The 21,750-nt window shown below is 67.3% G+C and carries 24 protein-coding genes; 10 read left to right on the top strand and 14 right to left on the bottom strand.

The window, feature by feature from the left end; genetic code table 11:
- Positions 1 to 52: 52 nt before the first annotated feature.
- From ACFW6D_RS30415 to ACFW6D_RS30375, 9 genes are all read right to left on the bottom strand, one after another.
- A complete protein-coding gene (locus ACFW6D_RS30415) occupies positions 53 to 1,006 on the bottom strand; it encodes an MlaD family protein (RefSeq protein ID WP_379333820.1) in 954 nt (317 codons plus the stop codon).
- The gene (locus ACFW6D_RS30410; protein WP_379333818.1) at positions 1,003 to 2,055 is read right to left on the bottom strand and encodes an MlaD family protein; all 1,053 of its coding nucleotides are present in this window, start codon (positions 2,053 to 2,055) and stop codon (positions 1,003 to 1,005) included. Before ACFW6D_RS30410 ends, ACFW6D_RS30415 begins: the two co-directional genes overlap by 4 nt.
- Positions 2,052 to 3,149, bottom strand: a complete 1,098-nt coding sequence (locus ACFW6D_RS30405; RefSeq protein WP_379333816.1) for an MlaD family protein — start codon at positions 3,147 to 3,149, stop codon at positions 2,052 to 2,054. The genes ACFW6D_RS30410 and ACFW6D_RS30405 overlap by 4 nt, the downstream gene beginning before the upstream one ends.
- Positions 3,149 to 4,165: an MlaD family protein gene (locus ACFW6D_RS30400; RefSeq protein WP_379333814.1), complete on the bottom strand. Its 1,017-nt coding sequence runs from the start codon at positions 4,163 to 4,165 to the stop codon at positions 3,149 to 3,151. Before ACFW6D_RS30400 ends, ACFW6D_RS30405 begins: the two co-directional genes overlap by 1 nt.
- Complete coding sequence (locus ACFW6D_RS30395; RefSeq protein WP_379333812.1) at positions 4,153 to 5,157, bottom strand: MlaD family protein; 1,005 nt, start codon at positions 5,155 to 5,157, stop codon at positions 4,153 to 4,155. Before ACFW6D_RS30395 ends, ACFW6D_RS30400 begins: the two co-directional genes overlap by 13 nt.
- Complete coding sequence (locus ACFW6D_RS30390) at positions 5,154 to 6,188, bottom strand: MlaD family protein (protein WP_379333810.1); 1,035 nt, start codon at positions 6,186 to 6,188, stop codon at positions 5,154 to 5,156. Before ACFW6D_RS30390 ends, ACFW6D_RS30395 begins: the two co-directional genes overlap by 4 nt.
- Positions 6,189 to 6,191: 3 nt before the next feature.
- Entirely contained in the window at positions 6,192 to 7,052 is an 861-nt protein-coding gene (locus ACFW6D_RS30385) for an MlaE family ABC transporter permease (RefSeq protein WP_379333808.1), read from the bottom strand.
- Positions 7,052 to 7,897: an MlaE family ABC transporter permease gene (locus ACFW6D_RS30380; RefSeq protein ID WP_379333806.1), complete on the bottom strand. Its 846-nt coding sequence runs from the start codon at positions 7,895 to 7,897 to the stop codon at positions 7,052 to 7,054. Before ACFW6D_RS30380 ends, ACFW6D_RS30385 begins: the two co-directional genes overlap by 1 nt.
- A 198-nt stretch (positions 7,898 to 8,095) precedes the next feature.
- A complete protein-coding gene (locus ACFW6D_RS30375; RefSeq protein ID WP_379333804.1) occupies positions 8,096 to 9,187 on the bottom strand; it encodes a calcium:proton antiporter in 1,092 nt (363 codons plus the stop codon).
- Positions 9,188 to 9,289: 102 nt separating this feature from the next.
- Between ACFW6D_RS30375 and ACFW6D_RS30370 the strand changes: the two genes are divergently transcribed.
- The 4 genes from ACFW6D_RS30370 to ACFW6D_RS30355 all read left to right on the top strand — a co-directional run bounded on the left by ACFW6D_RS30370 (position 9,290) and on the right by ACFW6D_RS30355 (position 11,913).
- Positions 9,290 to 9,940: a phosphate uptake regulator PhoU gene (locus ACFW6D_RS30370; protein ID WP_379333802.1), complete on the top strand. Its 651-nt coding sequence runs from the start codon at positions 9,290 to 9,292 to the stop codon at positions 9,938 to 9,940.
- Positions 9,941 to 10,140: 200 nt separating this feature from the next.
- The gene (locus ACFW6D_RS30365; RefSeq protein WP_379333800.1) at positions 10,141 to 10,926 is read left to right on the top strand and encodes an HNH endonuclease family protein; all 786 of its coding nucleotides are present in this window, start codon (positions 10,141 to 10,143) and stop codon (positions 10,924 to 10,926) included.
- A 35-nt stretch (positions 10,927 to 10,961) separates the two neighbouring features.
- On the top strand, positions 10,962 to 11,186 hold the full coding sequence (locus tag ACFW6D_RS30360) for a hypothetical protein (protein WP_379333798.1): 225 nt from the start codon (positions 10,962 to 10,964) through the stop codon (positions 11,184 to 11,186).
- Between the two features lie 25 nt (positions 11,187 to 11,211).
- Positions 11,212 to 11,913 carry a phosphatase PAP2 family protein gene (locus tag ACFW6D_RS30355; protein WP_379333796.1) on the top strand — a complete coding sequence of 234 codons (702 nt, stop codon included), beginning with the start codon at positions 11,212 to 11,214 and terminating at the stop codon, positions 11,911 to 11,913.
- A gap of 40 nt (positions 11,914 to 11,953) precedes the next feature.
- On the opposite strand, the gene ACFW6D_RS30350 is transcribed toward ACFW6D_RS30355, so the two are convergent.
- Positions 11,954 to 13,945, bottom strand: coding sequence for an MDR family MFS transporter (locus ACFW6D_RS30350; RefSeq protein ID WP_379333838.1), 1,992 nt, complete (start codon positions 13,943 to 13,945; stop codon positions 11,954 to 11,956).
- Between the two features lie 106 nt (positions 13,946 to 14,051).
- Complete coding sequence (locus ACFW6D_RS30345; protein WP_379333794.1) at positions 14,052 to 14,678, bottom strand: TetR/AcrR family transcriptional regulator; 627 nt, start codon at positions 14,676 to 14,678, stop codon at positions 14,052 to 14,054.
- Between the two features lie 176 nt (positions 14,679 to 14,854).
- On the opposite strand from ACFW6D_RS30345, the gene ACFW6D_RS30340 reads away from it, so the two are divergent.
- From ACFW6D_RS30340 to ACFW6D_RS30330, 3 genes are all read left to right on the top strand, one after another.
- Positions 14,855 to 15,055, top strand: a complete 201-nt coding sequence (locus ACFW6D_RS30340) for a hypothetical protein (protein ID WP_379333792.1) — start codon at positions 14,855 to 14,857, stop codon at positions 15,053 to 15,055.
- Positions 15,056 to 15,129: 74 nt separating this feature from the next.
- Entirely contained in the window at positions 15,130 to 16,047 is a 918-nt protein-coding gene (locus ACFW6D_RS30335) for an RNA polymerase sigma factor RpoD/SigA (protein ID WP_379333790.1), read from the top strand.
- A gap of 37 nt (positions 16,048 to 16,084) precedes the next feature.
- Positions 16,085 to 16,960, top strand: a complete 876-nt coding sequence (locus tag ACFW6D_RS30330; RefSeq protein ID WP_379333788.1) for an oxidoreductase — start codon at positions 16,085 to 16,087, stop codon at positions 16,958 to 16,960.
- Position 16,961: 1 nt separating this feature from the next.
- On the opposite strand, the gene ACFW6D_RS30325 is transcribed toward ACFW6D_RS30330, so the two are convergent.
- On the bottom strand, positions 16,962 to 17,891 hold the full coding sequence (locus tag ACFW6D_RS30325; RefSeq protein WP_379333786.1) for an NADP-dependent oxidoreductase: 930 nt from the start codon (positions 17,889 to 17,891) through the stop codon (positions 16,962 to 16,964).
- A 120-nt stretch (positions 17,892 to 18,011) separates the two neighbouring features.
- Here ACFW6D_RS30325 and ACFW6D_RS30320 point away from each other — a divergent pair, with 120 nt between their 5' ends.
- The 3 genes from ACFW6D_RS30320 (at position 18,012) to ACFW6D_RS30310 (ending at position 19,844) form a co-directional block, all read left to right on the top strand.
- Positions 18,012 to 18,986, top strand: coding sequence for a GlxA family transcriptional regulator (locus ACFW6D_RS30320; RefSeq protein WP_379333784.1), 975 nt, complete (start codon positions 18,012 to 18,014; stop codon positions 18,984 to 18,986).
- 61 nt (positions 18,987 to 19,047) lie between these two features.
- Positions 19,048 to 19,476: a transcriptional regulator gene (locus tag ACFW6D_RS30315; protein ID WP_379333782.1), complete on the top strand. Its 429-nt coding sequence runs from the start codon at positions 19,048 to 19,050 to the stop codon at positions 19,474 to 19,476.
- 80 nt (positions 19,477 to 19,556) lie between these two features.
- Positions 19,557 to 19,844: a DUF3817 domain-containing protein gene (locus ACFW6D_RS30310; protein ID WP_379239299.1), complete on the top strand. Its 288-nt coding sequence runs from the start codon at positions 19,557 to 19,559 to the stop codon at positions 19,842 to 19,844.
- A 161-nt stretch (positions 19,845 to 20,005) separates the two neighbouring features.
- On the opposite strand, the gene rdgB is transcribed toward ACFW6D_RS30310, so the two are convergent.
- Both rdgB and rph read right to left on the bottom strand, forming a co-directional pair.
- Positions 20,006 to 20,611, bottom strand: coding sequence for an RdgB/HAM1 family non-canonical purine NTP pyrophosphatase (gene rdgB / locus ACFW6D_RS30305; protein ID WP_379333780.1), 606 nt, complete (start codon positions 20,609 to 20,611; stop codon positions 20,006 to 20,008).
- 2 nt (positions 20,612 to 20,613) lie between these two features.
- The gene (rph, locus tag ACFW6D_RS30300; protein ID WP_379239287.1) at positions 20,614 to 21,378 is read right to left on the bottom strand and encodes a ribonuclease PH; all 765 of its coding nucleotides are present in this window, start codon (positions 21,376 to 21,378) and stop codon (positions 20,614 to 20,616) included.
- Positions 21,379 to 21,750 lie beyond the last annotated feature (372 nt).

The raw sequence follows: 21,750 nt of genomic DNA, 5'->3' as shown, positions 1-21,750 counted from the left end.
CCAGACAATCACTGGCCAGGGCAAATACCTATATGCGATGGTTGCCAGATGTTTACTTGATCGCGACCCGTACCTTCACCGCGTCGGCGTCGGTGTTGTGCAGGGCCTGCGCGATCAGCGTGCTCAGATCGAGTTGCGGAGCGGCGGCGGTCACCGATTCGGTGAGTGGACGCAGCCCGGGCAGCAGGGCTGAGAGCTCCGGGCCGAGCTCGTTCAGCTTGGCGGTGAGCTGCTCGAGCAACGGCACCAGACCGTCTTCGCGCAGGTACACCTGCGGATCGCCCTCGGTGGCCCGGCCGACCGATTCGACGAACTGGTCGATCACCTGACTCAACCGGATGAACGCGGGCGCGGCGGCCGAGGTGGCCGGGCCCGCCCAGCCGATGTCGCCGGAGACGTATTCGAGGTTGTTCTGCAGCTCGCCGATGGCCGGGGCGCGGCTCATCAGCGCCGCGGCGAGCAGATCGCCCGCCCTTGCCAGCTCGGGGACCACGTTCTCGGTGCCGACCATCGCCGTGCCGAGCGTGTCGACCAGGGTGCCGACGACCGCGGGGTCGAGCTGCTCGACGGTCTTGGTGACCAGCCGCGCGACCTCGGGGATCGACATCGGCGTTCGCACGTTCTGCCCGGACAGGCGCTGGCCGTCGGTGACAAAGGGACCGTTGGCGTCGCGCGGCACGAACTGCACATACGGCTCGCCGAGCGAGGACAGGTGTTCGATGGTGACGACGCTGCTCATCGGCACCTGGTGATCGGCGCCGAAACGGAAGCCGATCTGGACGCGGCCGCTCGCCGAGGTGTCGACCTCGGTGACCTCGCCGATCTCGATACCGGTCAGCAGAATCGGCGAACCGACGCTGAGGCCACCGGAATTCGCGATCTCGATCGTGGCCGCGGTGTAGTCGGCGAACGGGTCGACGCGCACCACCCCGAAGGTCAGGTAGGTCGCGCCGAGCGCGGTGATGGCGGCGATGCCGCCGAGGGAGGCCAGTGCACCGATCTTCATCGCACCATTCCGATCATCCGCAGCGTGGTGACGATCTGCGCCAGCTGGTCTTCTTCGGATACCTGGACACCGGTGACGTTCACCTTCGGGCCCTGCTCGACGAAGGGAATGATCTTGTCGCGCAACAGGGCCGTGAGCAGCGCCATGTTCGTGGCGGAGCGTAGATCGGCCGAACCGCCGGTGGCCAGCGGAACGAACGCGGTCGCGGCGGCGTCACCGGAGCTCGCGATCGGGGCCAGCCAGGTGAGCGAGGAACCGACGGGGCCGAGGGCGTTGAAGATCTTCATCGTGTCGGCGATCGATTCCTGCGTGCCCGTCAGGGAGGCGACGGCCTCTGGGGTGAGGATGTCGGTGAGCGCCGCTTCGGTGTCGTCGTGCAGGATCGTCGCGTTGCGGGACAGGCCGTTGACCAGCAGGTCGACCTGGTCCAGATTCGCGGCGAGGTTGGCGGCGTCGGCGCCCATCACCGCGGAGATGCGCGCGGTTTCCTTCGGATCCTGTGGCATCACCGAGTTGATCCGGCCGAGCATCTCCTGCAGCTGGCCGATTGCCCCGCCCTGGACGAACAGGGCCATGGTGGCCATCGTGTCCTCCAGTTGCACAGGCGGTTTCGTGCGTTCGACCGGAATGGTGTCGCCGTCGCGCAGCAGGTCGCCGAAGCCGTCCTTCGGGGTGGTGAGCGAGAGGTGGATGTCGCCGAGGATGGTGTCCTGGCGAAGTTCCGCGATGGACTTCGTCGGCAACTGCACGGTGTCGAGGATGTCGGCATCGACGATGACGTAACCGCCGCGACCGGCGGGAGCGTCGGCGGGCTGGACGACGCGCACACTGTCGACGATGCCGATCTCGGCGCCGTTGGCGATCACCTTCGACTTCGAGGGCAGATTCAGCGCGCTGCTGAACTCGATCTGCACGCGGTAGGTCGACCCGCTCACCGTCGAGCCGGGCACCGGCACTTCAGCGGGGTCGAAACCACAGCCGCTCACCGCGAGTCCGGCCGCGACAACTAGCGCGATCACACTGCGCTGCAATGCCTTTCGGGTGTTCATCGAGCACCTGCCATTCCCAGCACAACCTGCACCAGATTCACATCGGCCAGTCCCTGCGCCGGGTCGGGGCACTGCCCCGGGATCAGCGCGTTCACCGCGGTGCACACCTGATCGGCCTCGCCCGCGGGCAGTGCGACCTTCGGTGGCGCGTAGGTGATCGCGGTGCCGCCCGCGGGATCGGTGGCACTGCGGAAGGCCGAGGCGAGTGCGGGCATCTTCGCCACGATCTCACTGAGCGATCCGACGTTGGCGCGCAACAACTTCACCAGCGGGACCGTGTCGTCGAGCGCGCCGATCAGCGGGTCACCGAGGATGATCGCGACGTCGTTGAGCATCGGCAACAGGTCGCCGAGACCCTCGAACAGCGAGGTGGCGGGGCCGAGCAGATCGTCGGAGGACGTGTTGAGCAGCGGCGCCAGCCGGACCAGCATCGTCTCGAGGTCACCCCAGTTGGCGGCGACCCGGTTCGACACCGAGGCGAACGCGTCGAAAAGGCTTGCCAGATGGCCGATGTCGGCGTCGGGCTTGTTCATCGCCGAACCGAGCTTATGGATGAGTTCGTTGACCGTCGGGCCGGTGCCCTCGGTCGCGCGGTTGATCGAAGACAGGCCGTCGGCCAGGGCGCTGGGCTCACCCGCGGTGCCGCCGGAGAGCTCGTCGGACAGGCTCGCCAGCGCGGTGAGCGTTTCGGTGATGCTCTTGGGCGTCAGCGTTTTGGTGATGCAGCCACCCGCGAGCGGCGGGGCGGTCTCGCCGGTGGTGAGCACGGCCAGATTACGGTCCGCCGCAACCGAATACGCGACCGTGGTCGCGGAAGCATTGGAGTAGACCGGGAATTCGGCGTCGACGGCGAAATCGACCCGCACCTTGGCGCCCTCGTTGCGCACCGAGGTCACCTCGCCGACATCCATGCCGCGCATGGTGACGTGGTTGCCCGGGTAGAGGCCGATCGCGTCGGGCATGAGCGCGCAATAGGATTGGGTCTTCTTCAGCGGGTCGAAGGCGACGAAGTAGCCGCCGGTCACCAGCGCCGCCAGCACCGCCACACCGGCAATCGACATGAACGCCTGGGATCCGAGCAGTCGTTTCAGCATCAGCACGCCTTCCCTGGCAGCGGCACGCACACGCGGGCGCTCGACTGGTCGACCACGACACCGGCTTCTGGAGTCGCCAGCTGCGACAGCTTGGTCTGCAGTTCGGTGACGGTCCCGATGACGGGCTCGAGTTGGCCGCCGAGTTCGCGCATCCGCGGCAGGGCGTCGGCCAGGGCCTGCACCTGCGGTTTCAGGGTGGATTCCCAGGTCGGCGCGAGGCCGGCCAGCCGATTCACCACCGAGGTGAGCAACCGGACCGCTTCGGCCAGTTCGGCCTTCTTGGTCAGCAGCAGGTCTTCCAGGAGGTTGACGTTGTCCATCAGCCTGCCCAGATCGGACTTGGCGCCGTCGTACATCGAGACGTACTCGTCGAGGACCGAGATCGACTTCGACACCTGGGTGCGCTGACGATCGAGCATGTCGACGTATTTGCCCACGGTATCCAAGGTGGTGCGCAGCGCCTCCGGCGAGGCCTCGATCGCGGAGTTCGCGGCGGCGAGATTGTTGCGCACGGTGTCACCGTCGACCGCGGCCAGCGGGGCCGTCGCGTCCTGGAAGGTTTCGATCAGGCTGTAGGGCAGGCGAATTCGATCCGACGGAATCGCCTTGTCCCCCAGCGGCTTCGAGCCTGCCGGGTACAGGGCCACGTAGTGACCGCCGACCACGGTGAGCATGCGGACGTCCAGGGAGGTCTGATCCCCCACGAAGACATCGTTTTTCACGGTGAACTGCATGATCACCTTGTCGGGCTTCAATTCCAGCGACGTCACGCTGCCGACCGAGATACCGGCCAGCCGGATGTCGTCACCCTCGCGCACCGACTGTGCTTCGCTGAGTTCGGCGGTGTAGGTGTGCTTGCCCAGCGGGACCACGTAGACCACGGCGGCGCCGATGATGAACAGCACCACCAGGCTCAGGCCGATGATGCCCATCCGCAGTTCGCGGGCGCGTTTGCCCGCCTCGTCGAGGATCGGGCGATCACCGGCGAAGATCTTGGGCAGCTTCAGCGGTTGCATACGGTGACCTTCTGTCCGGCGATCAGCACTTGCAGCGGCGCGGGGACCTCGGCGGCGCCGTTGCTGCAATGCGGTGTGAAGTCGGCGAAACCACGCGCGAGCGAGGCGTCGACCGTGGCCAGCAGACCGGGGAGCTTGCCGAATACCTCGACGGCTTCGCCCGGTTTCGGGAACAGTCCGCGGATCATCGCGTCGACGTCGGCGCCGCCACCCTCGACCAGGCCGAGCGAGCCGAGCAGCCGTTCCACCGGGGCCAGCACCGACGGCGCGGTCATCGCGAACTGGGCGACGCCACCGATATTGCGCTGCATCGCCTCGAAGATGTCGGTGAGCCGGGCCAGCAGCGGCAGCAGGTACCCGACCCGGCCGCCGTGGCGGTCGGCCATCTCCGACAGGTTGCGGATCAGCGTGCTGATCACCTGCTGGCGGTCGTCGGCGTAGCTCGCGAGCTGGTCGATCGCGCTCAGGGCCGGGCCGAGGCCGCTGCCGTCGCCCTCGATGACGGCGAGCATGCTCGCGGTGAACTGGTTGATCGCCTCCGGTGACAGTGTCGCGAGCACCGGCTTGAGGCCGCTGAACAGGCTCGTCACGTCGAAGGACGGGACGGTCATGTTCGCGCCGATCCGGGCGCCCGCGGCGATCTGCTTGCCGGGGTTGGGTGCCTGCTGCAGATCGACGTAGCGCTGACCGGTGAGGTTCTGGTAGCGGATGGCCAGCTTGGAGTTGTCGTAGATCGGGGTGTCGGTCTTGACCGTGATCGCGACCTTCGCCTTGTCGCCTTCGAGGCCGATCTTCTCGATCTTGCCCACCTGCACACCGAACATCCGCACGTCGTTGCCGACTTTGAGGCCGTTGGCGTCGGTGAACAGCACGTCGTGGGCCTGGGTGTCACCGGCGACGGGACGTTTGATCAGGGTGAACACGAACCCGAGGATGGTGATCATCACCAGGGTGAAGACGCCGAGGCGCAGTGCGGTTCCGCGAATCTTCATCGCCCACCGGCCTTTCCGAACAGCGGCACCGCGATGCCGGGGACACCGCTGAGCTCGACGTCGAGGTTGAGGGTCGGGCCGTTCGGGCCGTCGGGCATCGCACCGCGCAGGTTCTGCAGCAGGGCGCTGAGTTCGGCGCCCGTCGCGCGCGGGTTCGGCGACATCTGTGCCAGCGCCAGCAGCATCGGGGCGAGCATGTCGGTGGTCTCGGCGAGATGGCCGCCCGCGGTGTTCAGGGTGGTGGTGAGGGCGGGCAGAATGCTGCCGCCGATCACCGCGACGCCGATGTCGTAGCGCTCCTTGTCGACCTGGGTCACCCGGATCTCGCTGAGCTGATCGATCACCTTCATGGTGGCGCTGGCGAACTCGCCGCCGCCGTCGAAGGCGGGGCCGAGCTTGCCGAACAGCTCCGCGGGCATCACGTCCTGGTTGTCGGCGATGGTCTTGGAGACCGTGATCAGCGCCTGGACCAGCGGGGTGAAGGCCTTGAAGTCGGCGGCCAGCTGGGAGATGACGGTCGCCATCTGCGGGCTGGTCACGGTCATGCCGACCTGCGAGAGGCTGCGCAGGATCGCGCTCATCGTCGCGTCGTAGACCCGGTCGCCGTTGCGGCCGGTGAGGTCGAGGACCGCGCCCTCGCGCAGCGGCGAACCGCCCGCGCCGCGGCGCAATTCGATCTCGGCGATGCCGAACAGGTTGGTCGGGGCGTAGTCGATCGCGAGGCTGTCGTCGATGCCGACGAGGCGCTGCGACTCGAGCAGCAGGGAGATCTGCTGGGTGCCGCGCTCGCCGGGGGTCACCTCGGCGACCTCGCCGACGGTCACGCCGTCGATGCGCACCTGACTGCCCGCGCTGATGCCGTCACCGAGGTGTTCGGTGTGCAGGGCGATGCGCAGGCCGTCCTCGGTGCGCAGGTTGTCGTAGGCGACGTAGCCGAGTAGCACGGCCGCGACGAGTCCGAGGATGATCGCGCCGGTCAGGCGCGCGGTGCGCCGATCGGCCGCGACACCCGGCATTCCGTAATTAGGCATGACTCACCCCGTAAAACTGATCGCCGAGTTGAAGCCCCACAGTGCGATCGAGAGCACCATGTCGATGGCGATGATGGCCACCGAACTGGCACGCACCGCGCGTCCGGAGGCGATGCCGACGCCCTCGGGGCCGCCGGTGGCGAAGAACCCGAAGTAGCTGTGCACCAGGATCACGACCGTGCCGAACACGGCCACCTTGATCACCGCGGCGATCATGTCGAAACCGGAGATGAACTGGAAGAAGTAGTGGTCGTACACACCGGCCGACTGCCCGTAGACCGATGTGAGCAGCGTGCGGCAGGCGCCGTAGGACAGGATCAACGCGATCAGGAAGGTCGGCACGATGGCGGCGGCGCCCGCGATCACGCGGGTGGTGACCACGAACGGCACCGAGCGCAGGCCGAGCGCTTCGATGGCGTCGATCTCCTCGGAGATGCGCATCGAGCCGATCTCGGCGGTGATCCGGCAACCCGCCTGCGCGGCGAAGCCGATGGCGGCCGCGATCGGGGCCAGCTCACGGGTGGTGGCGTAGGCCGAGATCACGCCGGTGACCGGGCCCATGCCGAGCATGTCGAGGGTGACGAAGGATTCCACGCCCACCGAGGCGCCCATCACCAGGCCGAGCACGATCATCATCGGCACGGTGCCGCCGCCGACGATGATCGACCCGCGACCCCAGGTCATGTCGGTGACCGCGCGCAGCGTTTCCTCGCGGTAGCGGCGCAGCGTGAGCGGCACCGAGGACAGCACCTGCCAGACGAACACGGCGACGAAGCCGAGTGATTCACCGGCGGAGACGAACCGCTTGCCGATCCGGGCGGGCTTGCGCAGCCAGTGCGCGGGAATGTAGGAGGAGGCAGCCATCACGCCAACTTCGTCGGCAGGAACATGGCGGTGATCTGGCTCGCCAGCAGGTTCACGATCGCGATCGAGACCACCGAGAGCACCACCGCCGCGTTCACCGCGTCGGCGACACCCCGCGGGCCGCCCTTGGCTTCGAGTCCGCGCTGGCAGGAGATGATCACGACGAGGAAGCCGAAGATCACCGCCTTGAGCAGCGAGATCCACACGTCGGCCGACGTCGCGAAGGAGCCGAAGGTCGACCAGTAGCTGCCCGGGGTCACGCCCTGACCGCCGACGGCGACCGCGTAACCGGCGAGCACGCCGACGAAGATGATGAGCACATTGAGCATCGGCGCCACGATCAACATGGCGACCATGCGCGGGATGACGAGCCGGTGCACCGGGTTGATGCCCATGGTGTTGAGCGCGTCGATCTCCTCGCGGATGGTGCGCGCGCCGAGGTCGGCCGCGATCGCCGCCGCGCCCGCGCCACCGAGCAGGAAGCCGGTGGCGATGGGCGCGCCCTGCTTGATCACGCCGAGGCCGCCGGTGGCGCCGAGCATGGAGTCGGCGCCGAGGCTGTGGATCAGGTTGCCGACCTGGACCGAGACGATCACGCCGAACGGGATCGCCATCAGGACCGCGGGAATGGCGGTGACCGTGATCAGGCGCCAGGCCTGCACGAGGGTCTCCCGCCACTGGAACTGCCTGCGGGCGATGTCGGAGAACGAACCGCCGACCGATTGCTGTGCGAGATCGACCGCACGCCCGAAGGTCCGCAGCGACGACACGACGGTGTCGGTGAAGTTCTCGCGGACGATCTGGGTAGCGGAATCCGGCTTCGCGGGGTGCAGATCGGTAGGCATCAGGGATGCCTCCGGGCCGCTCGTGAAGCACGGGGATTGGTGATTTTCATACCGCACTCTCTGACTTCGGCGTCGGTGCCAACTCCAGCAAGCTAACCGGTACTCTGCGTCACAACAAAATTTCCGGTGGGTGACCCTCGTCGCTTTTCGGCGGTTTCCATGACAGATCGACTCACCATGTGATGCGTGACACCTCAGCTACGGGCTTGCGGCCAGGAACACAAAAGCCGCGAACAACGCCAGGTGAACACCACCGTGCAGCAAGGTGGCGCGCCCGGGAACGATCGTCAAGGTGCCCACCACGACCGTCAGCGCGAGCAACACCATCTCGGTGGCACCCAGGCCAAGCACCAGCGGGCCGCTGAGCCAGATCGTCGCGATCGCGATCACCGGAATGGTCAGGCCGATGCTGGCCATCGCCGAGCCGAGCGCCAGGTTCAAACCGATCTGCACCCGATTGCGGCGCGCGGCGTTCACCGCGGCGATGGCCTCGGGCAGCAGCACCAGCATCGCGATCACCACACCCACCGCCGAGGGCGGAAGCCCGGCCGAGGCCACTCCCGATTCGAGCGCGGGCGAGACCACCTTGGCCAGGCCGACCACACAGATCAGCGCCAGCACCAGCATTCCGAGACTGATGAACGCGGCCCGGTTGGACGGCGCGTGCCCGTGGGGATCGCCGTCGTCGACCGCGCCGCCGTCCTCCACCGGAAGGAAGTCGTCGGGGTGGCGCACCGTCTGGACCATCACGAACAGCCCGTACAGCGCCAGCGAGGCGACCGCGGCGAAGGCGAGCTGCGCGGGCGAGAACTCCGGGCCCGGTGCGCTGGTGGTGAAGGTAGGCAGCACCAGACTCAGCGTGGCCAGGGTCGCGACGGTGGCCAGGGCGGCACCGGTACCTTCGGCGTTGAACACCGCCACCCGCCTGCGCAACGCGCCGACGAGCAGCACCAAGCCGAAGATACCGTTGCAGGTGATCATCACCGCGGCGAACACGGTGTCGCGTGCCAGCGAGGCCGCCTTGTCGCCACCGGAGATCATCATCGTGACGATCAACGCCACCTCGATCACGGTCACCGCCACCGCGAGCACCAGCGAACCGTAGGGTTCACCGACCCGATGGGCGACCACCTCGGCGTGGTAGACCGCCGACAGCACCGCGCCGACCAGGGCGAAACTCACCAGCACCACGATCAATCCCGGAACCGAACGACCCCAGCTGAGTACGAGTACGAGCGCGGCGAGGATGGGCACGTACAGGGTCCATTTGTTCGTCAACGCGGCAATCATGCCCCCTATCCTTCCAGCTGGACGCTCTTGCACCCGGATCGTTGCCGCCCGATCTCGGCGATGGATTCACTCACACCCGCTCGATGGGGAACAATTCAGCGCGTGCGGACCCAGTTCACCCTCGAGCTCGTCGCTTTGGCCAACGATCTCACCCTGATGTCGCGCGTCGCCCATGACGCGACCGAGCGGGTCACCCAGGCGGTGGCCGGTGCCGACCTCGCGACCACCTACGAGGTGTTCGCACTCGACGAGCAGTTGCAGAAGATGTTCGCGGCCTGCGAATCTCGCACGATGGTGCTGCTGGCATTGCAGGCGCCGGTCGCCCGGGATCTGCGTCATGTGGTCACCGCGATTCAAGTCGCCGGGGAGCTGTCGCGGATCGGGCGACGCACGGAAACCGCTGGACAGTACGTGTATCGGGCACATCCGGGCATGGTCGCGCCCGCCCCGGTGATCGACGAACTGGTGTCGATGGGCACGTTGGCGTCGACCAGTGTGGCGCGAGTGGGCGCGTCGGTGGCCAGCGGCAGTTTTGTCGCCGATGACGGGGCCGACGCCGCCGCGATGGACGCACTGTGCAAGCAATTGCGCACCGTGCTCACCGATTCCGGCGTGAGGGCCGAGGCCGCGATCGATATGGCCTTGCTCGGCAGCCAGTTTCAGCGTTGCGTCGATCATGCCGCGCGCATCGCACGCCTGATTCGCTTCCTGGACACGGGAATTCCGCCGGAATCGGGTTCACTCCCCGACTGAGCAGGATGTGATGTCTGTCACGTTGCGTTTGTCGGCCTGCCCGGCCGGTCACCTCCGTCGATAGGTGAACGCTATTGCGCCGCAACCAGTGCGACCTCCTGCTGTGCGGAACCTCATAGCGGACAATCACTGACGACACCCGGTGCGGCCGTTAGGTTGTGCCGGTTCATTTCTCGACGAAGCGTGTGGGTGGTACGGGCATGAAGTGGTCCTCGATCAGCGGCTCTCCTGCGGGGCGAGCCCTGCTCGCCGTGCTCGGTGCGGTGCTCATCGCCGTGGTGGTGACGGTCGCGAATACGTTGTTGGACAAGGTGAGTCCGACCGCGCCCGGTCCCGGTTCCGCGGGTGCGGCGACGGTGTCGGGCAAGGAAGTCGGCGAACTGGTCGCCACGTTGGTGGTCGCGAAGGAAGGCCCGATGACGGGCTACACGCGCGAGAAATTCCCGCACTGGGACACCAACAAGCCCGAACACGGCTTCACCGGTGACCTCGCCCAGTACACGAAATGCACCAGCCGCGAAGTGATGATGCTGCGCGACGCCAACGGCAAGGTGACTCTCGACGCCAAGACCTGCGACCTGAAAGTGGCGGCGGGCGGCGGCTGGCAGGACCACTACGGCTTCATCGACAAGAAGACCGGCGAACTCGGGCCGTACAAGTTCATCACCGACCCGTCCAAGGTCGACGCCGAACACATTGTGGCCCTTGCCGAAGCGTGGCGATCCGGCGCCGCCGACCGCGACGAGGACACCCGCCGCCGCATCGCCAACGACTCGCTGAACCTGGTCGCCGCCGACCCGTCGGCCAACCGGTCCAAGGGCGATCAGGATCCCGCGAACTACTTGCCGCCCGGCAACTTCCGGTGCGCCTATGTGGAGCACTACGTGAAAGTGAAGGTAAAATACGCGTTGACCGTTGATACCGCCGAGCACACCGCGTTGCGCACCGCAGTCGATGACTGCCTACGCCGAGGAGAGTTCAAATAAGCGAGCCCATCGAGATCACCGCCGAGTGCGCCGTCATGACCGAAGAGGAAGGGACGGTGTCAGGGGAGCTCGATGTCATGCTCGATGACGCGGGCAAGGGTCTGGTCCGCTATCGCGGCACCGACACCTGGTACACGATCGGCAATATCGACTGCGAGCCCCCGCGCATCTGGGACTGCGTCGCCGATCTGGTGAAGGCGATCAAGAAGGACGCGGGCACCCGCGACGTCGCCGGGAACACGGTCGTCTTCGAAGCCTGACACGCGAGCTGGCAATCTGGAAGCTATGCCGACTGCCTATCGACAATCGTCACCGCCCGTCCTCGCGTGGTCCTCGTTCTGCCGTCGCACGCCGGTCGTGATGGCCCTGATCGCGACCGCGGCGGTGCTGATCACGGTGCTCACCTGGGAAGTCACCACCGGTGTCACCACGATGGACATCCGGGTGCTCGACTGGATGATCGCGCACCGCGGCGAAGCGCTCACCGATATCGCCACGGTGATCACCGACCTTGGCGACACGTTGTCGATGGTGATTCTCGCGGCGGTCACCATCGGCTGGCTCGCGCTGCGGCGCAATCTGCCCCTCGCGGCCCTGGTCGCCGTCACCTCGATGGGCGCGGGCGTGCTGGTGTGGGTGATCAAACGTCTCGTCGGACGGCACCGTCCGCCCGAAGCCTCACGCCTGGTCTTCGAACCCAGCCTGTCGTATCCCTCAGGGCATACGCTCGGCTCCACGGTGGTCGTCGGGATCGTGGCGATCGTGCTGATTCCACAGCTCACCAAGCACTGGATCCGGCTGGCCGCGACCGTGCTCGCGGTCGCGTTCCCCGCCGCCGTCGGGTTGTCCCGCATCTACCTGGGCGTGCACTGGACCACCGATGTGCTCGCGGGCTGGATCATCGGGCTGCTGTGGTTGGTGCTGTGCGTCACGGCCTTCACCCGCATGTGGTGCCCTCAGCCCATCATCGAACCCGGGCGCCCATAGTCGGAGTCTCGGCGTGCGTATCCGGGCAGTACGGCAGGGTTCATGTTTTCGATACCGCGCTGCTATCAGCTCCCTGGTCGAGGAGCTTGGCGGCGATCTTCGACAGGGCCTCATCGAGCAGGGCGCGGTCGGTCGGGTCCTCGGAATTCCAGTCGTCGAGGCGGTCGCCGAGCCAGCGGCGCCACCCCGCGCGCAGCTTGTCGACCTCGGCGGTGCCGTCGTCGGTGAGTGTGAGGTCGCCGCCGTCGCCGATCAGCAGGCCCGCGTCGACGGCCTGGCGAAAGACCGGTGAGAGCACCTCCACCGGCAGCCGGTGCCGGTAGGCGATGGCGTGCACGGAGGCGGGCACGCCCTCCTTGGAGTAGAGGTAGACCTGTCCCAGCGCCCACGCCGTGTCCGGGCTCAGTGTGCTGTCCGACGCCGCGATGAGCTCGGGAATGAGCGGCTTGTCGGCCCTGGCCTTGCGCACCGTCGTGGCCACCGCACGTTCGAGCTGCACCACCCGGTCGTGCGAATCGGGCACCGAGAAGCCCTCACCGACATCGCCCGCGCCGTGACGGGCACTGTCGCGCAGCCGTACCTGCGGCAGGAACCAGGCGACGACGAAACCGACCAGCGCCACCGGGACCACCCCGCGGAACACGAAGTCGATCGAATGCGCGTAGGCGTCGATGATCGGCGCGGACTGCTCGATGGGGAGTTCGCGCAGCAATTTCGGATTCGCCACCACCTCGGGCGAGACCCCCGGCGCTTGCCGCAACGCCTCTGCCAGCGCGGACTTGCTCTCGTTGTTGTAGAGCGTGCCGAAAACCGCAGTGCCGAACGCGCTACCGAGGGTGCGGAAGAACGTGACGCCCGACGTGGCGGTGCCCAGATCGGCGTAGGGCACGGTGTTCTGCACGACGATGGTGAGCACCTGCATCGACAAACCGAGGCCGGCACCAAGAATCAGCATGTACAACGATTCCAGCCACACGCTGGTGCTGCGGCCCATCGTCGACATCAGCGCGAGGCCGACCACCATCACCGCCATCCCGACGATCGGGAAGTACCGGTACTGCCCGGTCTTGCCGACGACCTGACCGGAGAAGACCGAGGTGATGAACAGGCCGACGACCAGCGGTAGCGTCCGCACGCCCGAACTCGTCGCCGACTCGCCGTCGACGTATTGCAGGTAGGCGGGCAGGTAGGTCATCGAGCCGAGCATCGCGAAGCCGACGATGAAACTGAGCACCGACGACACCGTGAACACCCGGCTGCTGAACAACCGCATCGGCAACATCGGTGCCGTCGCCCGGTTCTCCACCAGCACGAACCCGGTGATCAGCACCACGGCGAGCACGAACAAACCGATGATCTGCCAAGAGCCCCACGGGTATTCGTTGCCACCGAACTCCAGGCCCAGGATCAGCGACGAGACGCCGAGCGCGACCAGGCCGATGCCGAGGTAGTCGATCACCGGCCGGGTGACCGCGCGCAGATGCGGCAGCGTGCGCGCCGCCATCACCACCATGATGATCGCGATCGGGACGTTCACGTAGAAGCACCAGCGCCAGCTGGCATGGTCGGTGAACAGGCCACCGAGGGTGGGTCCGACGACGGTGGTCACGCCGAACACCGCACCCAGCGCGCCCTGATACTTGCCGCGTTCGCGCAGCGGGATGGTGTCGGCGATCAGCGCCATCGAGGTCACCATCAGCCCGCCGGCGCCGATGCCCTGGATGCCGCGCGCCACGATCAGCACGAGCATGCTGTTGGCGACACCGGCCAGCGCCGAACCGGTGATGAAGATGACGCCGCTGATCTGGAACAGCAGTTTGCGGCCGAACAGGTCGCCGAGCTTGCCCGCGAGCACGGTCGCGACGGCCTCGGCGAGCAGATACGCGGTCACCACCCAGGCCATGTGCCCTGCACTGCCGAGATCGGCGACGATCGAGGGCAGGGCGGCCGAGACGATGGTCTGGTCGAGGGCGGCCATGAGCATGCCGAGAACCACGGTCGCGAAGACGAGGTTGATCTTCGCCTTGCTCATCGGCTCGACTGGCTTGTCTGCAGCAACACCGTCCGGCATTGGCTCAGTATGGGCTTTCGGGTCTGGCGTGGAGCCTCAGTGACACGGCAGCAACCGGACCGATATCTCAGCGCACGGCGTAGTTTCCCAGGCTCGGTTCGAGCGCGTCGAAGGCGATCTCGGCATCGCGGATCAGCGCGGCGGCGATCACGGCGTTGGGTTCACCGGCGAGGGTGCGGCGCGTGACCTCCTCGAACAGCACCCGTAGCACGCCCGCGAGTTGGGCCGCGGCGACGCGGGGGGTGATGTCGTCGGCGCCTGTCTCCGTCACAAGCGTTTTCGCCAACGCCACCTCGCGGTCGTCGTGGAACTCGCGCACGCGCGCCGTGAGCGCTGGGCTGTCGGCGATCATTCGGGCGAACGGCTCTCCGCTGAAGCCGATGAGCTGGCTATGGGCCGCTACCGCTGTCAGGTAGTCGTGGCGCAACGCGGCCAGCGCGGATTGGCCCGGCTCGCGTTCGCGCACGATCGCGGCGAGCTGGTCGATGTAGATCTCCCCCAGGTCGAGGGCGAGGTCTTCCTTGCGGGGGAAGTAGTTGGTGACGGTCATCTTGGCGACGTCGGCGGCAGCTGCCACCTCGGCGATGGTCACCCGGTCGAACCCCCGTGCCAGGAACAGCTCGGTCGCCCGGTCGGAGATGTGTTCCCTGGTCTGCTGCTTCTTTCTGGCTCGAAGCCCCTGTTGCGTGGTCATGTCATCAGCATATCTGAACTCGTCCCAAATTTGTTCTTGACATATTTTTAGGTTGGTTCTAAGTTTGTGTTCGTCGCCGCAAGCGACACGATCGAAGGAGACAGCGCATGCCGCACGCAGCCGTTATCGCAGCAGGGCCCCTCAGCACCCGTTCCACCCACGAAGGAGCAGCCGATATGCGAAGTGCACTCGACAACGCGGTCCGCGAGATCATGACCACGCCCCAGCCCCTCCCGCTGCCCGCGCGCCGCCGAGCGGAGCGCCGCACCGAAGCACCGTTCCCCGCCCAGCGCCGACGCGGCAGCGACTCGGCCATTCGCGGTGCCCAGACCCGGTCGACGGCCGTGCGCCGTCCGATCCGGATTCCCGGCAAGTAGTCACCCCGCACCGATGGGGCGCGCACTCGCCCCACCGGTCTCCACATCCGGCCGCACTTCGAACGGGAGTTCTCTTGACCACCACCGTCTCCACCGACTCCATTCGCGACTACCTGACCGCCATCGGCCGCACGCCCCTGCTGACCGCCGAGCAGGAATACGCGCTCGGTGCGCGTATCGCCGCCGGTGCCGCCGCGCGCGCCGAAATCGACTCGGCCGGAGCTGAACTCACCGCTGCCCGACGAGAGATGTTGCGCCGCAACGAATTCGACGGACTGCGCGCGAAAGATCAGATGGTGCGGGCGAATCTGCGCCTGGTCGTCTCGATCGCGCGCCGGTTCCCGACCAACACCGGGATGTCACTGCTCGATCTGATCCAGGAGGGCACGCTCGGGCTGATGCGCGCGGTGGACAAGTTCGACCACGAGCGCGGACTCAAGCTCTCCACCTATGCGACGTACTGGATCCGGCAGTCGATCGGTCGCGCGCTCACCGATCAGGGGCGCACGATCCGGCTGCCCTCGAATGTGGCCGATGTACTGCACCGGGTGATCCGCGTGCGGCGCGAGCTGGCGCATCAGCTGGGGCGCGCGGCCACCACGGAGGAACTGGCAGCGGGCGCCGCACTCACCGTCGCGCAGGTCGAGGCGGTGCTGCGGCACGAAGCCGAGCCGGTGTCGCTGCAGGCGCCGATCGGCGAGGACACCGATCTGGGCTCACTGCTCCCCGACACCGCACCCGCGCCAGCGGACGTGGTTGCCGACCAGATGCTCGGCGGATATGTCGAGCAGGCACTGAAGGTGCTCACCGAACGCGAATCCGCTGTCATCCGACTGCGTTTCGGCCTCGATCGCGGTGAGGGCCGCACGCTGGAGGAGGTGGGTTCGGCGCTCGGCTTCTCCCGCGAGCGGGCGCGGCAGATCGAGGCGAAAGCGATGACCAAACTGCGCAAACCCGCCTGTGCCCGTACGCTGACCGGATTGCTGGGCTGAGCTTCCGCCGGAACTTACTCCAGAGTAAGATCGGTGCATGGCATGGAAACCAACTGACATCGCGGACCAGTCCGGGCGCACGTTCGTGATCACCGGGGCCAACGGCGGCCTCGGTGCCGAAACCACCAAGGTGCTGGCCGCCAAGGGCGCGACGGTGATCATGGCCTGCCGCAACGCGAGCAAAGCGCAGCCGATCGCCGACGCCATCGACGGCGACGTGCGAGTGGCCGCGCTCGACCTCGCCGACCTGGCTTCCGTGCGCGAATTCGCCTCGCAGCAGGGCGAATTCGATGTGCTGATCAACAACGCGGGCCTGATGAACGTCCCGTTCTCGCGCACCGCCGACGGGTTCGAGATCCAGTTCGGCGTCAACCACCTCGGCCATTTCGCGCTCACCGGGCTGCTGCTCGACCGCGTCCGCGACCGGGTGGTGTCGATCGCCAGCATCGCCCACAAGCAGACACCGAAGCTGTGGATCGACGACCTCAACTACGAGAACCGGCGCTACCAGCGCAATCTCGCCTACGCCCAGGCCAAGCTCGCCAACCTGATGTTCGGCCGCGAACTGCAGCGCAGGCTCACCGAGGCCGGATCGGCGAAGAAGTCCTACGCCGTGCACCCCGGCGTCTCGGCGACGGATCTGTTCGCCCGCACCGAGACTCCGCTCGACCGGGTCAGCAAGCCGTTCATCAAGCTGATCGGCCACGCGCCGCACAAGGCCGCCCACTCCACCCTGTTCGCGGCGACCGAATCCGCCGCCGATCCCACGGTGTACTGGGGCCCCAACCGGTTGATGCAGTCGCAGGGGCCGGTCGAGGCCTGCCCGTCCAGCAAGATCTCGCGTGATCCCGAGCTGCTGCGGCGCCTGTGGGAGGAATCCGAGCGGATGACCGGGATCAGCTACAAGTTCTGATTCAGTCCACGGTGAGCACGATCTTGCCGCGGGTGCGCTGATTGTCGCTGATCTCGTGGGCCTTGCGCACGAGCTCCAGCGGCAGGACCGTCTCGACGTGGGGACGTAGCGCACCCGCTTCGACCAGGTCCTTGATGGCGCGCAGGCCGCCGTTGTCGGGTTCTACGATCATGAAGCCTGCGCGCACGCCGAGTGGGCCGGCCTGCTCGACCAAGGCGGCTTCTGCCGGGGACGCCAGCGAGACGATGATGCCGCCGGGACGCAGGGTTCGCAGGGAGCGCGGGCCGTATTCGCCGCCGATGGTGTCGACGACAACGTCGATATCGCGGGCTGCTTCTTCGAAAACTGTTGTGGTGTAGTCGATTACCTCGTCGGCGCCGAGATCACGGACGAAGTCGTGGTTGTCGGCGCGTGCCGTGGCGAGCACGTACGCGCCGCGCGCCTTGGCGATCTGCACCGCGACATGGCCGACCCCGCCCGCCGCCGCGTGGATCAACACCCGCTGGCCCGGCTGCACGTCGGCGGTGTCGACGAGGGCCTGCCAGGCGGTGAGCGCGACGAGTGCCAGCGCGCCAGCCTCGATGTGGGTGAGATTCGCCGGCTTGTGCGCGAGGTGACGGGCCGGTGTGGTGACGTACTCGGCGTAGGTGCCCGCGGCATGCGGTAGGCGCGGCATGCCGAACACCTCGTCGCCGGGGGCGAACAGTGTCACGCCGACGCCGACCGCCTCAACCACACCGGACACATCCCAGCCCAGCCGGACCATATTGCCGAACAGCCCACCACTGCCGCGATGCCAGGAATCGGTCGGGTTCACCCCGGCCGCGTGGACCCGGACCAGCACTTCCGACGGCCCCGGTGTCGGCTTGTCGACCTCGATCACCTGCAGTACCTCGGGTCCGCCGAAGGTGTCCTGACCGATTGCCCGCATGATTCGTTCTCCTTGTGTCGCACGCCGTTTCGAGGGGAACCGGCGATGTGCGGACTACGATGCCCGGCCCGCGAGGTGGCGACGAGTGGCAAGAAGGCCAATATATGCAAGAATCTTGCCATGCATCGCGTGGTGGTTCTGGCACTGGACGGGGTCTATCCGTTCGAACTGGGGATTCCGGCCCGGATCTTCGGCACGGCGACCGATTCCGACGGTGCCGCGCTCTACGACGTCCGCACCTGCAGCCTCGACGGTGCACCGGTGACGACGAACGCCGACTTCACCATCGCCGTCGAATACGACAGCAGCGCGCTCGAGGAAGCCGACACCGTAGTGATCCCGCCGTTCTCCGCGTGTGACGCGCCGGAATCGGAGTGGATGCCCGCCGACCTGGCCCGCGCGCTGGCCCGCGTGCGGCCCGAGACCCGCATCGTGTCGATCTGCACCGCCGCCTTCGTCCTCGCCGCCCTCGGCCTCCTCGACGACCGCCCCGCCACCACGCACTGGAAGCAGGCCGATCGATTCCGCAGCCTGTTCCCACAGGTCAGGATGGATGCCGATGTGCTGTTCGTCGACGAGGGCCGCATCATCACCGCCGCGGGCAGCGCCGCCGGGATCGACGCGTGCCTGCACCTGCTCCGGCGCGATCACGGCAGCGTGGTCGCCAACCGGGTCGCCCGCCTGTGCATCGTGCCGCCGTGGCGCGACGGCGGCCAGGCCCAGTTCATCGACCGTCCGATCCCCGAACCCACCACCGCGACCACCGCCGCCACCCGCGCCTGGGCCCTCACCCACCTCGACCGCCCGCTCCCGCTCACCGAACTCGCCGCCCACGCCCGCATGAGCGTGCGCACCTTCTGCCGCCGCTTCCGCTCCGAAACCGGCCTCCCACCCGGCCAGTGGCTCACCCAGCAACGCGTCGACCACGCCCGCCACCTCCTCGAAGCCACCAACCTCCCGATCGACCGCGTCGCCGCCGACGCAGGCCTCGGCACCGCCGCCTCCCTCCGCCAACACCTCGCCACCACCATCGGCGTCTCCCCCACCGCCTACCGCCAAACCTTCCACGCGGGGGCAAGAACGACCCGGCTGTGACGCCCGCCGCTGCCACAACCTGGTCCTACGTGCCCTGTAGTAGGCGGGTACGGTGGACGGTGTGTCCGTTCCACCTCCTCGCCCGACGCACAATCGCGCGGCCCTGATCGCGCTGGTCTGCGTCGTCGCAGCGGGCTGTCTGGCGTTGGCCTGGTGGCAGTGGGAGCGGTTCGAATCTTCGACCGGTTCCGGGCAGAATCTCGGGTACGCGCTGCAGTGGCCGCTGTTCGCCGGGTTCGCGGTGTTCGCCTATGTGCGGTTCGTGCGGCTGGAACGCGAGGCCGACGAGCCCGCGCCGCCGCGTGCGGCCAAGGCCGAGGCGCCGCGCGAGATCCCCGCGGGCATCCTGCCCGAGCGACCGCAGGCCGCCACGTCCGACGACCCGGAAACGGCCGCCTACAACCAGTACCTGGCGCAACTGCACGCCAGTGACATCGACGCGCAGGTCCGCACCGCCGGCTTGCACTCCTCCGAGAGGAATGCCGGGTGACCGACAACACCACCACTTCACCGGCCGCCGAAACCACCGTTCCGGCGGGCAGCGCGCCCACCGCGAAGGTCGCCTCAGCCCTGCAGCGCTACCGCGTGCTCGCCTGGGTCACCGGCCTGTGGCTGCTGCTGCTCACCTTCGAGATGGTCGCCAAGTACGGCTTCGGCGTCGACACCCCGAGCTGGATCGCGGTCGTGCACGGCTGGGTGTACTTCGCCTACCTACTGGTCACCGCCGACCTCGCGGTGAAGGTCCGCTGGCCCATCGGCCGCACCGTAGGCACCCTCATCGCAGGCACCATCCCCCTACTGTCCTTCTTCGTAGAACACCGCAACGCCAAAGACGTAAAGCACCAGTACAACCTCTGACCCCACGAAAAGCGCCGCCGCCCCGGTCATTCCGGAGCGGCGGCGCTCTCGTTTGCGAAGCAGCCAACACCTGGACGAATGATCACCATGTACTCATGCGAGCATCGCCCGAGAGCGGGCCTGCACCAGTACATGGTGATCTTGATTCAGTGCCTAGGAGGTCAGGTCAGGGCGGTGAGGGCTGGGATTAGTTGGGCGAGGGCGCGGCCGCGGTGGGAGACTGCGTCTTTTTCGGCGGGGGTGAGTTCGGCTGCGCTGCCGGTGCCGCCCTCGGGGAGGAATAGGGGGTCGTAGCCGAAGCCGCCGTCGCCGTGGGGTTTGCGGGCGACGGTGCCCGGCCATTCGCCGCGTACCACGGTGGTTGTGCCGTCGGGCAGGACCAAGGCGCAGGTGGAGACGAAGCGGGCGCCGCGGCGTTCGTCGGGGACGTCGCCGAGTTGGGCGAGCAGCAGGGTGTTGTTCGCGGCGTCGTCGCCGTGGCCGCCTGCCCAGCGGGCCGACAGCACGCCGGGCATCCCGTTCAACGCATCCACTTCGATGCCGGAATCGTCTGCCACACAGGGCAATCCGGTAGCGACGGCACCGTCACGGGCCTTCGCGATAGCGTTCTCCTCGAAGGTGGCGCCGGTTTCGGGTGCCTCCTCGTACGGCGGCACATCGTCGAGGCTCACCAATTCGATTCCGGCGACACCGGCTTCGTCGAGGATCCGCTGAAGTTCCTTGAGCTTCTTGGCATTTCGGCTGGCGACCAGCACGCGCACGGCCACGACTACTTCTTCGCCGACGGCTCGGGCAGCACACCCGGGTACGGCAGTGCGAGGGCTTCCTTCTGGATGGCGAACAGCTGGTCGGCGCCGAGGAAGGCCGAGTCCAGCATCTTGTCCAGAGTCGAGCGCGGGAAGGTCGCACCTTCGCCGGTGCCCTGGATCTCGACCAGCGTGCCGGTATCGGTGGCGACCACGTTCATGTCGACCTCGGCGCGCGAATCCTCCTCGTAGGGCAGGTCCAGGCGAACGCGCCCATCGACCACACCCACGCTGACCGCGGCGATCATGCACGAAATCGGCTGCGGGTCAGCCAGTTTGCCCGCAGCAGCCAGGTAGGTCACCGCGTCGCAGAGCGCCACGTACGCGCCGGTGATCGCGGCGGTCCGCGTCCCACCGTCGGCCTGCAGCACGTCGCAGTCGAGGGCGATCGTGTTCTCGCCGAGCGCAGCCAGATCGATGCAGGCCCGCAGCGACCGCCCGATCAGCCTGCTGATCTCCTGCGTCCGCCCACCGACCTTGCCCTTCACCGACTCACGCCCGCTACGGGTATGGGTGGCCGCAGGCAGCATCGCGTACTCCGCGGTGAGCCACCCCAACCCTGAATCCCGGCGCCACGGCGGCACCCCCTCAGTGACGCTCGCGGTACACATCACCCGCGTCTGCCCGAATTCCACCAGCACCGACCCCGCCGGATGCGCGGTGAAACCCCGAGTGATCTTCACGTCGCGGAGTTCGTCATCCGCCCTACCATCAGCTCGTCTAGACACACCGCCACACTAGCTGTTCCGCCTCCCCGAGTATTTAGCGAGTAGTCCGCAAGCCCGACTGTCGACTCTCGGCCTCACGTCAGTCGCGCCACAGCTGCGAGGTGGTTGGGGAGTTACCCGTGTACCAACGAAATCAGTAGGTCACGTCCCGCCATACCGCACTCCCAACCACATCGTGCACCCCGATCCGCCATGACCGCACAACCCAGCCCCCACCTGCGACCCTTAGGGAGCAGCGGCCACGCAGTGGCCGGTCGCGGCCGGGTCGCCGGTTAGCGCTCGAAGCGCATGCGCCGCAGGCGCGAGTCTCGAGCGCTAACCGGCGGCCCCGCGGGGCCGCGACAACACCGCCCCCCCCCGCCAACAAAAAAA

The sequence above is a fragment of the Nocardia sp. NPDC058705 genome (assembly GCF_042749305.1).
GTDB lineage: Bacteria > Actinomycetota > Actinomycetes > Mycobacteriales > Mycobacteriaceae > Nocardia.
Note: the sequence above shows the minus strand (reverse complement) of the source record. Positions and strands in the feature narration are given on the sequence as shown.

Coding starts and splice junctions, on each gene's coding strand:
- ACFW6D_RS30415 (WP_379333820.1), bottom strand. CDS start 1,006: ATGAAGATCGGTGCACTGGCCTCCCTCGGCGGCATCGCCGCCATCACC.
- ACFW6D_RS30380 (WP_379333806.1), bottom strand. CDS start 7,897: ATGCCTACCGATCTGCACCCCGCGAAGCCGGATTCCGCTACCCAGATC.
- ACFW6D_RS30395 (WP_379333812.1), bottom strand. CDS start 5,157: ATGAAGATTCGCGGAACCGCACTGCGCCTCGGCGTCTTCACCCTGGTG.
- ACFW6D_RS30390 (WP_379333810.1), bottom strand. CDS start 6,188: ATGCCTAATTACGGAATGCCGGGTGTCGCGGCCGATCGGCGCACCGCG.
- ACFW6D_RS30350 (WP_379333838.1), bottom strand. CDS start 13,945: ATGAGCAAGGCGAAGATCAACCTCGTCTTCGCGACCGTGGTTCTCGGC.
- ACFW6D_RS30330 (WP_379333788.1), top strand. CDS start 16,085: ATGGCATGGAAACCAACTGACATCGCGGACCAGTCCGGGCGCACGTTC.
- ACFW6D_RS30365 (WP_379333800.1), top strand. CDS start 10,141: ATGAAGTGGTCCTCGATCAGCGGCTCTCCTGCGGGGCGAGCCCTGCTC.
- ACFW6D_RS30385 (WP_379333808.1), bottom strand. CDS start 7,052: ATGGCTGCCTCCTCCTACATTCCCGCGCACTGGCTGCGCAAGCCCGCC.
- ACFW6D_RS30405 (WP_379333816.1), bottom strand. CDS start 3,149: ATGCTGAAACGACTGCTCGGATCCCAGGCGTTCATGTCGATTGCCGGT.
- ACFW6D_RS30410 (WP_379333818.1), bottom strand. CDS start 2,055: ATGAACACCCGAAAGGCATTGCAGCGCAGTGTGATCGCGCTAGTTGTC.
- ACFW6D_RS30400 (WP_379333814.1), bottom strand. CDS start 4,165: ATGCAACCGCTGAAGCTGCCCAAGATCTTCGCCGGTGATCGCCCGATC.
- ACFW6D_RS30340 (WP_379333792.1), top strand. CDS start 14,855: ATGCGAAGTGCACTCGACAACGCGGTCCGCGAGATCATGACCACGCCC.
- ACFW6D_RS30360 (WP_379333798.1), top strand. CDS start 10,962: ATGACCGAAGAGGAAGGGACGGTGTCAGGGGAGCTCGATGTCATGCTC.
- ACFW6D_RS30325 (WP_379333786.1), bottom strand. CDS start 17,891: ATGCGGGCAATCGGTCAGGACACCTTCGGCGGACCCGAGGTACTGCAG.
- ACFW6D_RS30345 (WP_379333794.1), bottom strand. CDS start 14,678: ATGACCACGCAACAGGGGCTTCGAGCCAGAAAGAAGCAGCAGACCAGG.
- ACFW6D_RS30355 (WP_379333796.1), top strand. CDS start 11,212: ATGCCGACTGCCTATCGACAATCGTCACCGCCCGTCCTCGCGTGGTCC.
- ACFW6D_RS30375 (WP_379333804.1), bottom strand. CDS start 9,187: ATGATTGCCGCGTTGACGAACAAATGGACCCTGTACGTGCCCATCCTC.
- ACFW6D_RS30320 (WP_379333784.1), top strand. CDS start 18,012: ATGCATCGCGTGGTGGTTCTGGCACTGGACGGGGTCTATCCGTTCGAA.